The sequence below is a fragment of the Shewanella sp. GXUN23E genome (assembly GCF_050865035.1).
Classification (GTDB): Bacteria; Pseudomonadota; Gammaproteobacteria; order Enterobacterales; family Shewanellaceae; genus Shewanella.
The window spans coordinates 1-15,575 of the sequence record NZ_JBOZWP010000020.1 but is presented as its reverse complement, the minus strand read 5'-3'; the positions used below and the strand labels follow the sequence as shown (position 1 = coordinate 15,575).

The window sequence follows — 15,575 nt, the reverse complement described above, 5'->3', positions numbered from 1 at the left end:
AACGGCCTGAAAATAGAAAAGGACAGCCCAGGCTGTCCTTTCTGTGAGTGCGAGCATCCGGCAGCCTATTAGCGCCGGTTTTTCTCCAATCGCGCCATCAGGCTCGAGGTGTCCCAACGATTGCCGCCCATGCCCTGTACCTCAGAATAGAACTGGTCAACCAAAGCAGCCAACGGCAGGTGTGAGCCATTGCGACGGGCTTCATCAAGCGCTATGCCCAAATCCTTGCGCATCCAGTCGATAGCAAAACCAAAATCATACTTTCCACCCCACATGGTTTTGTAGCGATTTTCCATCTGCCAGCTCTGGGCGGCGCCTTTGCTGATCACCTCCACCACTTTTTCGCCATCAAGACCAGCACTGCGGGCAAAATGCAGGCCTTCGGCAAGCCCTTGCACAACACCGGCAATACAGATTTGATTAACCATCTTGGTGAGCTGGCCACTGCCAACCTCGCCCATCAGTTCACAGCAACGGGAAAAAGCATTAATTACAGGTTTGGCGCGCTCAAACGTCTCTGGCTCACCACCGACCATCACGGTCAGCACACCATTTTCTGCACCAGCCTGTCCACCGGATACCGGCGCATCCAGAAATGACGCGCCTTTGGCCTTGAGTGCCAGACTGAGTTCACGGGCGACCTCGGCTGAGGTAGTGGTGTTATCGATCAGAATGGCCCCCTGAGTAATGGCAGAGATAATGCCCTGCTCACCGAGCACCACCTGACGTAAATCATCATCATTACCCACGCAGGTAAAAATAAACTCGGCATTGGCCGCAGCCTGTGCTGGCGTTATACCATATTGGCCTCCGAACTCGTTCACCCAACGCTGTGCTTTTGCGACAGTGCGATTGTAAACTGTGACGTCATGCCCCTGCTTGTGCAGATGTCCGGCCATGGGGTATCCCATTACTCCCAAACCAATAAATGCGACTTTAGCCATCTTGTTATCTCCGGGTACAGTTTCGACGATTGTCGTCAAACTCTTTGTATTTGCGGCAGTTTAACATGGAACCTCAGAAACCAAAAAAGGTGCCATAAGGCACCTTTTGGGCTGAATAAATCACCACTCTACTTGATATGGGCTTCCATCTCATTGGTGATTTTTTTGCGCATTTCCATCAAGCGAATAGCCGAATCGCGTAATGCTATATCTTCCGGCGTTTGTGGGATCCATTCGGGTACGTCTGTAGGCTGACCATCATCGTCAACCGCCACCATAATCACCACACAATGTGTCGTCAGCTGACGCAGTTGATTCTTGGGATCACCGGCTCTGACATCGATACCCAAATGCATCGACGTACGACCTGTGTATATCACCTTGGCACTGACCTCAACCAGACTGCCCACTAAAATGGGCTTCACAAAACGAATACCACCAGCGTAAGCAGTAATACAGTACTTACCACTCCAACCCGCAGCGCAGGCATAAGCAGCAAGATCGATCCACTTCATTACCGCGCCACCGTGAACTTTGCCACCAAAATTCACATCCGCAGGTTCAGCCAGAAATCTGAGGGTAATATCCCGTTGCCTGTCTGTCATATTCTGTATTCCGTCGTATAAGGACTTACTTTATCACTATAGCTTAAGTCAGATGAGACGAGGTACACAGTAATATATCAACACCTTGATTCGTCAGCTCAAACTCTGAGCATTAGCTCAGATAAATCGCCAGTGCAGAAGTCAGGAGCACCAGCGGGAAAGACAGTCTCCACACCCACATTTGTGCAGAATTGGATAAGAAGCGTCCACCTTTAAACAGCATGTAAGCAACCAATCCGGCGACAAACAGCCCGATATACTCAATACCACTGGCTAGACCACTGGCGGCGGTCAATTCAATGCCGCTTACCAACAACCCAAACCACACCAGAATATAGGCACCCACGGCAAGATAAAACGTCAGTGTATCCGGGTTAAGGTCTTTATGATATTCAGTGGCCTCGCCCCGAACAAAATCAGTCAAATTGGCTGTTACCGCACCGGTCACTGTGACCAGTGGCAACAAAAGCAGGTTAAGCATAGGTGAACAATTCCTGTAAAAACTCAATAGCCGCATTATTGCAGCTATCGATTGATTACAGCTCATTATGAATAAAGCTTAACCATTGATTCATCAGGAATTATTTTTTGTTTATTGGTGTAACAATTGCCTCATTCGCCCATAAAAAAAGCGCCCGGAAGGGCGCTTTTCAAGTATCTTGATATCAGACTTTCTTGAACAGCAATGAGCCGTTGGTGCCACCAAAGCCGAAAGAGTTACACAGTGCGTAGTCCAGCTTTGCCTGGCGGGCGGTGTGAGGCACAAAGTCCAAATCGCAACCTTCGTCCGGGTTATCCAGGTTGATGGTTGGCGGCACGGCCTGATCTTTCAGCGCCAGCACAGTGAAAATCGCTTCCACGGCACCGGCGGCACCCAGCAGGTGGCCAGTCATTGACTTAGTTGAACTGACCATCAGCTTGTAAGCATGATCGCCAAATACCGTTTTCATTCCCGCTGCTTCGGCTTTATCGCCGGCAGGTGTAGAGGTACCGTGTGCATTGATATAACCCACGGACTCTTTGGCAATACCGGCATCTTTGATAGCATTTTCCATCGCCAGTGCCCCACCGCTGCCATCACTTGGAGGCGATGTCATGTGGAAGGCATCGCCACTCATACCAAAACCAACCAGCTCGCCATAAATGGTCGCACCACGGGCTTTGGCATGTTCATATTCTTCCAGCACCATGACCCCCGCGCCATCACCAATCACGAAACCATCACGGTCCTTATCCCAAGGGCGACTGGCCTGCTCTGGCGCATCATTGCGGGTAGACAGCGCCTTGGCGGCGGAGAAGCCCCCCACACCCATCGGGCTGGTGACATCTTCTGCCCCACCGGCAACCATCACGTCAGCATCGCCATAGGCGATAGTGCGGGCAGCAAAACCAATGTTGTGCACACCCGTGGTACAGGCAGTCGTCACAGCAAAGTTAGGGCCACGCAGACCGTACATGATGGACAGATGACCCGCGACCATATTGATAATGGTGCTGGGTACAAAGAATGGAGAAATCTTGCGGGCACCACCGTTCATATAAGCAGTATGGTTCTGTTCAATCAGCCACATCCCGCCCATACCGGCACCGATTGCAGTACCGGCACGACTCAGATCCAGCTTGTCCAGCTCAAGACCCGAATCTTTCAGCGCCTGCACACCAGCGGCGATACCGTACTGAATGAACAGGTCCATTTTGCGGGCATCTTTTTTGGACAGATACTGCTCTACGTCAAAATCCTTGACTGAGCCACTGATGCGGGTACCAAACTCACTGGCATCGAATTTGGTAATGGGGGCGATACCGCTCTTGCCGTCCAGCAAGGCTTTCCAGGTAGAATCAACTGTGTTGCCAACCGGAGTCACCAGACCCAAGCCGGTAATCACGACACGACGTTTAGTCACTGTATTTACCTTCTTTAACTCTATTCCGTCACCCGGCGTCCCCTCCAGGGACCAGGTCGTTTCCTACCTCAGCTTACCGAGCTTTGTAGACAGAATCGTGGATTAAGCTTTAAACAAAAACAGGCGGCATATTGCCGCCTGTTTTCAGGAATTCTGATTACTGATTCTTGGAAACGTAATCGATCGCAGCCTGAACGGTAGTGATCTTTTCAGCTTCTTCGTCAGGGATCTCAGTATCAAACTCTTCTTCCAGAGCCATTACCAACTCAACAGTGTCCAGAGAATCGGCACCCAGATCGTCAACGAAAGAGGCCGCTGGCTTCACGTCTTCTTCTTTAACGCCCAGTTGCTCTACAATGATTTTCTTTACACGTTCTTCGATGTTGCTCATTAGTTTTCTTTCCTATTCAAATTACGCACTTGCGTAAGATTGCGAGTAGTTTATTCGATTTGGCTGACAATGCAAGTCCCGTTTTTGTGGTCTAACCACGAGTCACGGCCTTGAATTGCAGCGATTTATCCCACTCAAACGCGGCAAATTCCCTGGGTTTTTGCCATTAAACCATATACATGCCGCCGTTTACATGCAAGGTTTCCCCTGTGATGTAAGCAGCTGTATCTGATGCCAAAAACACCACCGCATTAGCGATTTCCTGAGCCTGACCCAGGCGCTCCATTGGTACCTGCGACATGATGGCCTGCTGCTGCTCTGCGGTCAGCTCATCCGTCATATCGGTCTGGATAAATCCAGGAGCAATAGCATTCACTGTAATCTGACGGGATGCAACCTCTTTAGCCAGAGATTTGGTAAAACCCACCAGACCCGCTTTGGCAGCACAGTAGTTTACCTGTCCGGGATTGCCCATGGAACCCACAACTGAACCAATATTGATGATGCGCCCAAAACGCTTCTTCATCATGCTGCGCATCACAGGCTTGGACAGGCGGAACAAAGAAGTCAGATTGGTGTCAATGATGTCGGTCCACTCTTCATCTTTCATGCGCATAAACAGGTTGTCTTTAGTGATCCCGGCGTTGTTCACCAGAATGTCGACATCACCGGCTCGAGCTTTGATATCGGCGTACATTTGCGCCACTGAATCGCTGCAGGTGACGTTCAAAACCAAACCAAAACCCTGTTCGCCCAAATATTCACTGATTGCGGCAGCGCCCTTCTCACTGGTGGCAGTGCCCACGACAGTTGCCCCCGCCTGAGCCAAAGTGGTGGCAATTGCTTTGCCAATACCACGGCTGGCACCGGTTACCAGGGCCACTTTGCCGGTCAAATCCAGAGAAATACTCATGTCATACTCCTTTATTCGGTCAATGCGGCAACCGATGCCACATCGTTAGCCGCCTTGGCGGTCAAACTGCGATTAATGCGTTTGGCAAGTCCGGTCAGCACTTTACCCGGGCCCACTTCAACCAGCTCTTCAACGCCGGCCGCTGCCATGCTCTCGACAGTTTCGGTCCAGCGCACCGGGCAATACAGCTGACGCACCAGCGCATCTTTGATATCCGCTGCCGCCGTTGGGCTGGCCACATCAACATTGTTGATCACTGTGATCTGTGGCTCATTGAAAGTTACGGCTTCCAAAGCTACAGCCAGCTTGTCAGCAGCTGGTTTCATCAGCGCGCAATGAGAAGGCACGCTGACAGGCAGTGCAACAGCCATCTTGGCGCCAGCCTCTTTACAGGCGGCAGCTGCACGTTCAACTGCGTCCTTGGCACCGGCAATCACCACCTGACCAGGACTGTTGTAGTTCACCGGGCTAACCACTTCACCCTGAGCGGATTCTTCACAAACTTGGGCGATGGTGTCGTTATCCAGACCGATGATGGCATACATGGCACCGGTACCGGCAGGCACGGCCTGTTGCATCAACTGACCACGCAGTTCAACCAGCTTGACCGCATCTTTGAAATCGATCACACCGGCACATACCAGTGCAGAGTATTCCCCCAGACTGTGGCCCGCCATCACGGCTGGAGCTGGTTTGCCACTGGCCTGATAAACACGCCAGATCGCGACACTGGCAGTCAGCAGCGCTGGCTGAGTCTTGTCGGTTTCATTCAGTTTTTCTGCAGGACCTTCCTGCACCAAAGCCCACAGATCGTAACCCAGCACATCGCTGGCCTCAGCGAAAGTCGCCTTAACAATCCCGTGCTCTGCGGCCAAATCGGCCAGCATGCCTACAGCCTGGGAACCCTGCCCAGGAAACACAAATGCAGTCTTTTCCATAAATATTCACCTTCAGGACGCGCTTGCAACAGCAAACGCCAAAGTTCAGTGATATGGGGCTGACAGTTTGCCAGCCCTCGATTTTTTTGTTGTCGATTCAGAAGCGAACCAGCGCACTGCCCCAGGCAAAACCGGCACCAAAGGCTTCCAGCAGCAACAGCTGCCCCCTTTGGATGCGGCCATCACGCACAGCCTCATCCAGCGCAATCGGCACAGATGCAGCAGAGGTGTTGCCATGTTTGGCCAGGGTGACCACCACTTTATCCATACTCATACTGAGTTTTTTAGCGGTGGCGGCAATAATACGGTAGTTGGCCTGGTGAGGGACCAGCCAATCAATTTCGCTTTTATCAATGTTGTTCAGTCGCAGGGTTTCAGTCACCACATGGGACAACTGAGTCACAGCGACTTTGAACACGTCATTACCCTTCATGGTAATGAAGTTATTGACGTCTTCTTTATCCAGCCCACGGGACGGCATAGGACATTTGAGCAGATCAGCGTAACGGCCATCGGCATAGATATGGGTGTTCAGGATCCCTGGCTCGTCACTGGTGCCCACAACAGCCGCACCGGCGCCATCGCCAAACAGAATCACAGTGGTTCTGTCTTCCGGTTGGCAAAAGCGTGACAGCACATCAGCGCCAATCACCAGCACTTTTTGGGCGGCACCGGTTTTGACGAACTGATCAGCAATTGACAGTGCATAAACAAAACCTGAGCAGGCTGCGGAGATATCAAATGCGGGAATGGTGGTTACACCCAGCTTGGCCTGAATTTCACAGGCCGCTGCAGGAAACGCGTTGTCGGCACTGGTGGTACCGACAATAATCATATCCAGCTCACTGGCCTCGATGCCGGCCATCTCCAGCGCCTTGCATGCAGCTTCGTAACCCATGGTGGAAACGGACTCTTCACTGCCGGCAATACGACGTTCAGAGATCCCGGTACGTTCAACAATCCACTGGTCACTGGTTTCCACCATTTTTTCCAGATCCTGATTACTGCGCACCTGCGCCGGCAGATAGCTGCCGGTACCAAGAATTTTTGTATACATAAGGAGAAATCAGCTGTTTATATCTAAAAGAATCGACTCTAAACGATCTTTTATCATTTCAGGGAGTCGACGTTGTGCCTCGGTTACCGCAAGACAAATGGCTTGCAGATAAGCTTCCTGATCGGCGTTACCATGGCTCTTCACGACTATTCCGCGCAATCCTATCAGACTTGCACCGTTATACTGGTCGGGGTTCATCTGGCTGAGAACTTTTTGAATTCTCGGCGCAATTAGTCTGGCGAGGAAACGTACGATAAAGCCTTCTGTCAGTCCCTTTTTTAATTGATGTACCAGAAGTCTGGCAATCCCTTCGGAGGTTTTCAGCGTGATATTGCCCACAAAGCCATCACAGACGATGACATCTACATTACCTGTATAGATCTCATCCCCTTCGATATAGCCAACATAGTTTAGCTGCGGGGTATCCTGGAGATATTGTGCCGCCTGTTGCACATTGTCATTGCCTTTGATCTCTTCATTGCCGACATTCAGCAATGCCACCCTCGGACGCTGACGTTTTTCAACGGTTTCAAACAGCACTGAGCCCATTACGGCGAACTGGAACAACGCCTCCGCATCACAAGCAACATTCGCGCCCAAATCCAGCAGATATGAAGGATTACCTTTTGAGGTCGGCAAACTGCTGACCAACGCAGGCCTATCGACACCAGGCAGTGTCTTAAGCAGCACTTTGGCAAGCGCCATCAGCGCACCGGTATTTCCGGCACTGACACAGGCATCCGCTTTACCTTCACGCACGGCTTCGATCGCCAAGCGCATTGAGCTTTGTTTGTACCGTCTGAGGGCATGAATAGGGCGATCGTTCATTTGCACCATCTCAGTGGTGTGAACGAGTTCAATTCGGGCAAGTTGGCTTGGTTCAGCCGATTGCAGCAGCGGCTCGATTTTGGTCTTATCGCCGACCAAAATGAGATTGAGGTTTGGTTGAATTGTCAGTGCCTGCAAAGCTGCAGGCACTGTGACATGGGGGCCGTGGTCGCCACCCATCACATCCAACGCGAGCGTCAGATTTGTCATAAGCTAAGCAACAATTACTTGTTGATTACCTTTTTGCCACGGTAGTAGCCATCAGCAGTCACGTTGTGACGCAGATGCAGTTCACCACTGGTAGCGTCTACAGACAGCTGAGCAGTGCTCAGCGCGTCGTGTGAACGGCGCATACCACGCTTAGAACGAGATTTTTTATTCTGTTGTACAGCCATTGGACCTGTCTCCTAGATTACTTGCTCTTCAGTTTTTCTAACACTGCAAACGGATTTGGACGCTCCTCTTGAGTGAGGTCAATTTCGCCTACCACCACATCCTGGCTGCCCATATTGCAATTCTCATCGTCATGCACTGGGATTAAAGGAATGGCCAAGATCAACTCATCTTCGATCAATTGATGCAGACGTAATTCACCGATTTCATTACACTCAATCGGGTCATACGCATCCGGGAGCTCATCGATTTCTGCCTCAGTCCGACAAGGACTGTAACAAAAGTCGACCGTAACCTCAGTGGTAAATTGTGTCATGCAACGTTGACATATCAGAGTGAGCTCCGTCACAGCCTTCCCTTTCAGGTAGACTATCCCCTGCAGGTCAACACCACATTCCAGTGACACAGTCACATCGGAACAGTCGCCGGCACATAACTCATTTAATCGCTTGAGCTGCTTGCCTGGTACAACGCCCTCATAATTGGAGCGAGACTGGGCCGCACGAACAGGATCAATCGAGACCGGTATCTTTACTGTTTGCATAAGGCGCGCATATTATAGTTTGAAAACGTCGGAGTCAAAGAAAAAATTCGCCCGGACACGCATTGCTGCGCGTTCAGGCAGTAGTCCGCCGACCCCAGGATTGGCGGACGCGAAATTTTACCCAAGCCCCCGCATCCAGACAAGCACCATAAGTACAAAATAAGAGCGCTTACGGTGCCTTCTGTCATGAATTTACGCCACTGACCGCTTCAGGTAAACCAGCCTTGCGTAAATCGCTGCATTGATCGCACAATTGCAGCCAATTTTCACAACAGTACGATCATTATGTCACCTCATTGCCAAATAGTGCTGGCGTCCACCTCACCCTTTCGCCAATCATTGCTCGCCAAATTGGGCCTGCCTTTTATTACCAGTTCTCCGGCCACCGATGAAACTCCGCTAGCCCAAGAGTCCGCGCAGCAACTTGTGCTGCGTCTTGCCAAAGCCAAAGCACTGGCGGTTGCTGATATCCATCAGGGGATCATTATTGGATCTGATCAGGTTGCTGTGGTGGATGGCCAAATAATAGGTAAGCCACACAGCAGAGAAGGCGCCATCGCCCAGCTCAGTGCCCAGAGTGGCAAGACCATCACCTTCTATACAGGACTTGCGGTATACCATACCGAAAGCAGCACTATGCTGGCCGACATTGAGCCCTTTCATGTGACGTTTCGCGACTTAAACCTGGCAGAGATAACCGCTTATGTTGATGCAGAGCAGCCTTGGTACTGCGCCGGCAGTTTTAAAAGTGAAGGACTGGGGATCTGCCTGTTTGACCGACTTGAAGGGCGCGATCCCAATACTCTCGTGGGATTGCCATTAATTCTCTTGTGTCAGTATTTAAGACAACTGGGTATAAAGATTCCTGGATGAGACCAAGTCACCACTTACAGGCCCCTGGTCACGTTCTGTTCCGGCAGCAACAAAGAGGGGATAAAGGAAAGTACCAAAAACAGGTCTAGCTTGTCAGACCTATTTATTGGCGCGCTGAGCCCATTTTTGCCGGCGCGATATATGCCCAGCAAGTCAAGCTCAGCGCCAACGGTAATCAGATGTTGGCTAAAGGAACTGCAGCAAATCCAATGGGCGGTCAATGATCGCTTTGGGTGAGGCGCTTCGTAGCTGAGGAACAGTGAATGCCCCGTAACTGACACCTATTGCATCCATTCCCAAATGATTGGCCATATGCAGGTCCATCAAAGCATCTCCCACCATCAGCGCGCTGCTGACAGGCACGTCCAATTCAGCAAGAATTTGCTTGAGCATTAAGGGATCCGGCTTGCTGGCCGTTTCGTCTGCGCAGCGGCTGGCAGCAAACAAGGATGTCAGCCGGGTCTGCGTCAGCAAACGGTCAAGCCCGTCCCTGCCTTTGCCGGTGGCCACCGCCATTTTGATGCCTCTGTTGTTGATGGTGTCGAGCAACTGCTCAACTCCATCAAACAACGGACTGGGGCTGGCATCCAACTGCAGATAGTGCCGGCGGTACCCCGCTGTCAGCGCAGCGCCTTGAATAGCGTCACCAAACAGACGGTACAAGGCCTCGTCCAGTGAATAGCCTATCACCTGACGAATGGCCGTTTCTGCCGGTACCGGCAACTGATACTCAGTCGCCATCGCCTGTACACAGGCCACGATTTTAGGCACCGAGTTCATCAAGGTGCCATCCCAGTCGAAAATCACCAGTTGATAACGGCTGTCCCTGCTCATCCTGTCATTTACTCCCGCTACTCCCGCGCTTTCAACTGCCGGTTTTGGTCAATTTGGTCAGGGTATGCTGCAGATTGTCATCCAATGGTGCCTGTACCGTCATGTACTCTTCGGTCTCAGGATGGATAAACTTCAGCTGCGCGGCATGCAGGAACAAACGCTCCAGCCCCAGCTCTCGCATACTGTCATCAAATTTCTGCTCGCTGTATTTGTCATCACAGGCAATCGGATGACCGGCATATTGACAATGGACACGGATCTGGTGGGTTCGGCCAGTAATCGGGCTTGCCTGCACCAGGGTTGCACCATGGTAGCGCTGCATCACTTTAAAGCGGGTTTCTGACGGCTTGCCTTCTTTATTCACCCGGACAATACGCTCACCTGACTTGAGGGTCAGTTTGAGCAGTGGCGCTTTCACCACTTTGTCGTGCTCCTGCCAGCTGCCACGCACCAGTGCCTGATAGTCCTTCTGCATTTTTTTCTGACGCAGCTGATCATGCATGTGCTTCAGCGCGCTGCGCTTCTTGGCGACCAGCAATACCCCGGAGGTGTCTTTATCGAGGCGATGGACCAGCTCCAGAAACTTTTGCTCCGGATACAGCACGCGCAGCGCTTCAATCACCCCATAGTCGACACCGCTGCCGCCATGCACGGCAATACCGGCCGGTTTGTTGATCACGATCAGATGCTTATCTTCAAACAGAATTCTGTCCTTCAGCTGAGACACCCGGTTAAGTCCCGCTGACGGCGCTTTACGATCGTCGCGCTCGGCAACACGCACAGGAGGAATACGCACCTGATCATCCATCTGCAGTTTGTATTCAGGCTTAATACGCTTTTTGTTGACCCGGACTTCCCCTTTGCGCACGATGCGATACACCATGCTCTTGGGCACTCCTTTCAACAGGGTCATCAGGAAATTGTCAATGCGCTGGCCGGCATGATCTTCGTCTATAGTGATCATCCGTACTTGCTGTTGGGATTGTTCTGTCTTCATGGGGAACCACTTCAATTGCGTGGCGCCATTGTACATCAGGGCGCTAACTTTTGCGGCTTTCCATTGCTGATTTTTTTGATTGTTGCTATATTTCACCGACGAATGGGCAAAGTCCGCGCCGGGTGCCGGTAAAAAATGCTCCATTCATCAGCGAGTTGCCAGCAAATCAATAAAACTCATCTCTGGTCGCAAATCACTGATTTGCAAACCTTGAAAAAGGTAAATTTAGAGAAAATACAAGTTTTTAGGTTAAACCGGATTGAGACTGCCGTTTGCAGTTAGACATTTGCTCACAAACCGCACCGAACTCGAATAAAATGTTAACCGGTCGTCAGACAACGCGTATCGACTTCGGCATTAACGGAATCAATAAAAATTTATGGGGTTGGTTGACGTTTTACAACGAATTCCTTGTTTTTGTATTTACTTGAAAATAAGCCATAAATTGGATGCGACACGCAGAGATGCGTCTTACAGAAATGCGCTCCCCCTTGCCTGCTGACCAGCCGTGAGGCTGCTGCACCACATACCGCAGGCCCGTAATGCAGCGAATGGCGTTACTGATGACATTCCATAGAAGAATGACGTCATCATGAAACGTATGTTAATCAATGCAACTCAATCGGAAGAGTTGCGCGTTGCCCTCGTTGATGGGCAGCAACTGTATGATCTGGATATCGAAAGCCCTGGTCATGAGCAGAAAAAAGCCAACATTTACAAAGGTAAAATTACCCGCGTAGAACCCTCCCTTGAAGCCGCTTTCGTCGATTATGGCGCTGAGCGTCACGGCTTCCTCCCACTGAAAGAAATTGCCCGCGAATACTTCCCCAAAGGATATTCCTTCCAGGGTCGCCCCAATATCAAAGAAGTGGTTCAGGAAGGCCAGGAAGTTATCGTTCAGATAGATAAAGAAGAGCGTGGCAACAAGGGCGCAGCCCTGACCACCTTTATCAGTCTGGCCGGATCTTATCTGGTGCTGATGCCCAACAACCCACGTGCCGGCGGTATCAGCCGTCGCATTGAAGGTGATGAGCGTACTGAGCTGAAAGAAGCCATGTCCGCGCTGGAAGTGCCACAGGGGATGGGTCTGATTGTGCGTACTGCCGGTGTAGGCAAAGAAGCATCTGAACTGAAGTGGGATTTGAACGTCCTGCAACATCACTGGGCTGCCATCAAAGAAGCCGCAGAAAGCCGTCCTGCTCCATTTCTAATCCATCAGGAAAGCAATGTGATCGTGCGCGCTATTCGCGACTATCTGCGCCGCGATGTGGGCGAAATTCTGATTGACCACCCTCGCATCTATGAAGACGCCAAGCAACACATTGCGCTGGTGCGTCCTGATTTCGTGGAGCGCGTGCGCCTGTACAAGTCAGAAGTGCCGCTGTTCACTCACTATCAGATCGAATCCCAGATTGAATCTGCCTTCCAGCGTGAAGTTCGTCTGCCTTCAGGCGGCTCTATCGTTATCGACCCAACCGAAGCGCTGACCTCCATCGATATCAACTCTGCCCGCGCAACCAAGGGTGGCGATATCGAAGAGACTGCACTGAATACCAACCTGGAAGCGGCCGACGAAATTGCCCGTCAGCTGCGCTTGCGCGACTTGGGTGGTCTGGTGGTAATCGACTTTATCGATATGACCCCTGCCCGTCACCAGCGCGAAGTTGAAAACCGTCTGCGTGATGCCGTGCATCAGGACCGCGCCCGCGTACAGCTGGGTCGCATTTCTCGCTTTGGTCTGATGGAAATGAGCCGTCAGCGTCTGCGTCCATCTCTGGAAGAATCCGCAGCCCATCTGTGTCCACGCTGTCATGGTCAGGGCACCATTCGTGGTACCGAATCGCTGGCGCTGTCCATCCTGCGCTTGATGGAAGAAGAAGCGATCAAAGAGAACACCTCTCAGATTGAAGCCATTGTTCCTGTCGATGTGGCCGCCTTCCTGCTGAACGAGAAGCGCAAAGCCATCCGCATCACTGAGCAGCGTCATGGTGTTGAAGTGTATGTCATCCCTGACGCGCACATGATGACCCCAGAGTACAAGGTTATCCGTCACCGCAAAGATGATGAAATCCAGGAAGCCAGCTACAAGCGTACCGAGCAGCCTGAGCGCAAACTGTATGAGCCCCGCAAGCTGGAACGTGCTGCGGCCGCTGAGCCTGCACTGAAAGGTTTCTCTGCCCCTAAAAATGCTGAAGTTGCTGCCACGCCAGCACCCAGTGTCGCCCGCCCGACACCGGCCGCCAAGCAAGAACCCAAGCAGCCAGGTCTGTTGAGTCGCTTCTTCAAGGCATTGGGGTCTCTGTTCTCTTCCGACGACAAGCAGGAAGAGTCTGGCAAGCGTGAGCGCAATGTACAAGACAGAAAAGGCCAGACTAACGCCAACCGTCGTACCCGTCGTAATGATAATCGTCGCGGTCGCAATGCCGATGCTGATAAAACTCAAGAAAACGGTCAGGACAAGCGTCGAACCAAAAAGGCTGAAGGTACTGTTGAACAACGTCCGGAACGCGCTGAGCGTCCGGCACGCAATAAAGACGACAAGCGCCAAAAGCCAGTAGCAAAAGAGCGTGAAGTCGAACAAAACGTCAAGACCGAAGCCGTCGACAGCGACAAACAACCTAAGCAGGAAGTGGTTCGCGAGCGTCGTCAGCGTCGTAACATGCGCCGTAAAGTGCGTATTGAAGATGGCGTGACAGCAGCAGCGACAGAAGAAGTTGTTGGATCTGCTGAAACCCGCGTTGAAGCAGTTGCAGTTGTGGCCGAGACTCAGGTTGAACCCCGTGAGCCAAAGCGCAATCAATCCCGCCGTCGCAAGCCGGAAGTTCAACAGGATACCAATGCGGTCGCGGAAAGCGCGGATAATACTGCGGCTCAGGAAGCTTTTGCAGCTGACACCCCTGACGAGCTGGTACCGGCCAACCCTGTTTCTGTGGAAGCTGTATCAGATGACATGATCGCGGAAGAAGACAAGCCGCAGCGTGACAGCCAGCGTCGCAGTCGTCGAAGCCCGCGTCATCTGCGTGCTGCCGGTCAACGCCGTCGTCGTGACGAGCAGGAAGCCGCAGCCAAAGCTGATACTGAAGAGCTGGATCAGTCTGAAGCCGCAGCGCCGGTGGTGACCGTAGTTGAAGCGCAAAGCGAAATTATCGAAGTTGCACCAGTCGTTGCCGCGGTTGAAGTTCAACAGCCAGCTCAGGCTGAGCAGACACAGGCTGACAGCGCTAAAGCTCAAACCGAGCTTCAGGCTGAACCTTTGCAAGCGGATGTCGGTGAAGTTGCTGCCAGCGCGGTTGCCGTCAATGTTCAGGCACCTCAGAAAGTCCCGGACGTTCAGAAAGTTGTCGCGTCAGAAGATAACGCTGCTGCTCAGCCTCAGGCCGTAATAGCTGAAGCTGCTGCAGAGGTTACCAAGCCGGCCGCAATTGAAACCGCACCACAAGCGGAGCAAATTGTCACTGAAGTTCAGGTAGCAGCTGAGCCAGCCAGAGCGCAGGCCGCTGACGTGACAGAAGCTGCGGATAAAACCGAAGCGAAAGCTGAAACACAAGCCGAGCAGCAGCCTGAACAACAGGTCGTGTCTAAGCCCGAAGCGGAAGTGGCTGCCAAGGCCTCAGCTGAAGCCGCTGCAGAAATCTCTGCTCCTGTGGATGCCGAAGAGGCTAAAGTGAAACAGGCCTTTGCACCAATGGCCAAGCCATCAGTGCAAATGCCAAAGCGTGCCAGGGCTGAGGTACAGGCGGCACCAGCAGTGACTGAAACAGCGGCTGTGGATGCAAGCGCAGACGCCACGCAGACACAAGCCATGGCTGAGACTCAGGTGGAAGCCGTTGTGCCAGTATCTAAGCAAACCAGCCGTTTTGGCAGCATGGTGTCTTCCCAGACCACCAAGCCACAGGTTGATACCCGCTCAACAGTGGAAACGCCAAAGGGACGCGAGTACCAGCCGGGTACCGCAGAGCAGGCTCAACGCAGTAATGCCAATCAGGCCACATCGGATATGGCTCGCCCATAACCTGAGTGAAAGCTGATATCAAGAGCCATGCATTGCATGGCTCTTTTGCTTTTAACCTCCGCTAATAATGCCAATTTCATTTAATAGTTGATCTGTTTCAGCAGGAGCTCAATCTGCTTGAAACAAGGTCATTAACCGCTCCTTGGCAACTGCTCCTGCGCTGCTCTACCTCCTGCATCCAAGCAGTCGTGCGTTAATGACATTCGCCACATCCTTGTGGCTTGCGAGCTGGTGAAGTCATAGTGCTGCTATGCCAAGACAGCTGGGCACAGTATCAAGTGCATTGAAACCCGCACAGCGTGAGCGTGTCAGGTATCCTACTTCAGTAATGAAGTTGGTATA

At 52.0% G+C, this 15,575-nt stretch carries 15 protein-coding genes; 2 read left to right on the top strand and 13 right to left on the bottom strand.

The window, feature by feature from the left end; all coding sequences use genetic code 11:
* Nucleotides 1–68 precede the first annotated feature (68 nt).
* From ACRRUX_RS15715 to yceD, 11 genes are all read right to left on the bottom strand, one after another.
* Entirely contained in the window at nt 69–944 is an 876-nt protein-coding gene (locus tag ACRRUX_RS15715) for an NAD(P)-dependent oxidoreductase (protein WP_432532030.1), read from the bottom strand.
* 128 nt (nt 945–1,072) lie between these two features.
* Nucleotides 1,073–1,549, bottom strand: a complete 477-nt coding sequence (locus tag ACRRUX_RS15710) for an acyl-CoA thioesterase (RefSeq protein WP_432532028.1) — start codon at nt 1,547–1,549, stop codon at nt 1,073–1,075.
* Between the two features lie 112 nt (nt 1,550–1,661).
* The gene (locus tag ACRRUX_RS15705) at nt 1,662–2,030 is read right to left on the bottom strand and encodes a hypothetical protein (RefSeq protein ID WP_432532026.1); all 369 of its coding nucleotides are present in this window, start codon (nt 2,028–2,030) and stop codon (nt 1,662–1,664) included.
* Nucleotides 2,031–2,214: 184 nt separating this feature from the next.
* A complete protein-coding gene (fabF, locus tag ACRRUX_RS15700) occupies nt 2,215–3,453 on the bottom strand; it encodes a beta-ketoacyl-ACP synthase II (RefSeq protein ID WP_432532024.1) in 1,239 nt (412 codons plus the stop codon).
* Between the two features lie 157 nt (nt 3,454–3,610).
* On the bottom strand, nt 3,611–3,844 hold the full coding sequence (gene acpP / locus ACRRUX_RS15695; protein WP_006081231.1) for an acyl carrier protein: 234 nt from the start codon (nt 3,842–3,844) through the stop codon (nt 3,611–3,613).
* 166 nt (nt 3,845–4,010) lie between these two features.
* Nucleotides 4,011–4,757, bottom strand: coding sequence for a 3-oxoacyl-ACP reductase FabG (fabG, locus tag ACRRUX_RS15690; RefSeq protein ID WP_432532022.1), 747 nt, complete (start codon nt 4,755–4,757; stop codon nt 4,011–4,013).
* A gap of 11 nt (nt 4,758–4,768) precedes the next feature.
* Complete coding sequence (fabD, locus tag ACRRUX_RS15685) at nt 4,769–5,695, bottom strand: ACP S-malonyltransferase (RefSeq protein WP_432532020.1); 927 nt, start codon at nt 5,693–5,695, stop codon at nt 4,769–4,771.
* Between the two features lie 97 nt (nt 5,696–5,792).
* Nucleotides 5,793–6,752 (bottom strand): beta-ketoacyl-ACP synthase III, encoded by a 960-nt coding sequence (locus tag ACRRUX_RS15680; protein ID WP_432532018.1) that lies wholly within the window; start codon nt 6,750–6,752, stop codon nt 5,793–5,795.
* 9 nt (nt 6,753–6,761) lie between these two features.
* Nucleotides 6,762–7,790 (bottom strand): phosphate acyltransferase PlsX, encoded by a 1,029-nt coding sequence (gene plsX, locus ACRRUX_RS15675; RefSeq protein WP_432532016.1) that lies wholly within the window; start codon nt 7,788–7,790, stop codon nt 6,762–6,764.
* Between the two features lie 14 nt (nt 7,791–7,804).
* Nucleotides 7,805–7,975, bottom strand: a complete 171-nt coding sequence (gene rpmF / locus ACRRUX_RS15670) for a 50S ribosomal protein L32 (RefSeq protein WP_011760097.1) — start codon at nt 7,973–7,975, stop codon at nt 7,805–7,807.
* A 17-nt stretch (nt 7,976–7,992) separates the two neighbouring features.
* Nucleotides 7,993–8,517, bottom strand: a complete 525-nt coding sequence (yceD, locus tag ACRRUX_RS15665) for a 23S rRNA accumulation protein YceD (protein WP_432532013.1) — start codon at nt 8,515–8,517, stop codon at nt 7,993–7,995.
* Nucleotides 8,518–8,802: 285 nt separating this feature from the next.
* Between yceD and ACRRUX_RS15660 the strand changes: the two genes are divergently transcribed.
* Nucleotides 8,803–9,390, top strand: a complete 588-nt coding sequence (locus ACRRUX_RS15660; protein WP_432532011.1) for a Maf family protein — start codon at nt 8,803–8,805, stop codon at nt 9,388–9,390.
* 186 nt (nt 9,391–9,576) lie between these two features.
* On the opposite strand, the gene ACRRUX_RS15655 is transcribed toward ACRRUX_RS15660, so the two are convergent.
* Both ACRRUX_RS15655 and rluC read right to left on the bottom strand, forming a co-directional pair.
* The gene (locus tag ACRRUX_RS15655; RefSeq protein ID WP_432532009.1) at nt 9,577–10,224 is read right to left on the bottom strand and encodes an HAD family hydrolase; all 648 of its coding nucleotides are present in this window, start codon (nt 10,222–10,224) and stop codon (nt 9,577–9,579) included.
* A 31-nt stretch (nt 10,225–10,255) separates the two neighbouring features.
* Nucleotides 10,256–11,221, bottom strand: a complete 966-nt coding sequence (rluC, locus tag ACRRUX_RS15650; RefSeq protein ID WP_432532007.1) for a 23S rRNA pseudouridine(955/2504/2580) synthase RluC — start codon at nt 11,219–11,221, stop codon at nt 10,256–10,258.
* A 592-nt stretch (nt 11,222–11,813) separates the two neighbouring features.
* Here rluC and rne point away from each other — a divergent pair.
* Entirely contained in the window at nt 11,814–15,233 is a 3,420-nt protein-coding gene (gene rne / locus ACRRUX_RS15645; protein WP_432532005.1) for a ribonuclease E, read from the top strand.
* Nucleotides 15,234–15,575: the final 342 nt, after the last annotated feature.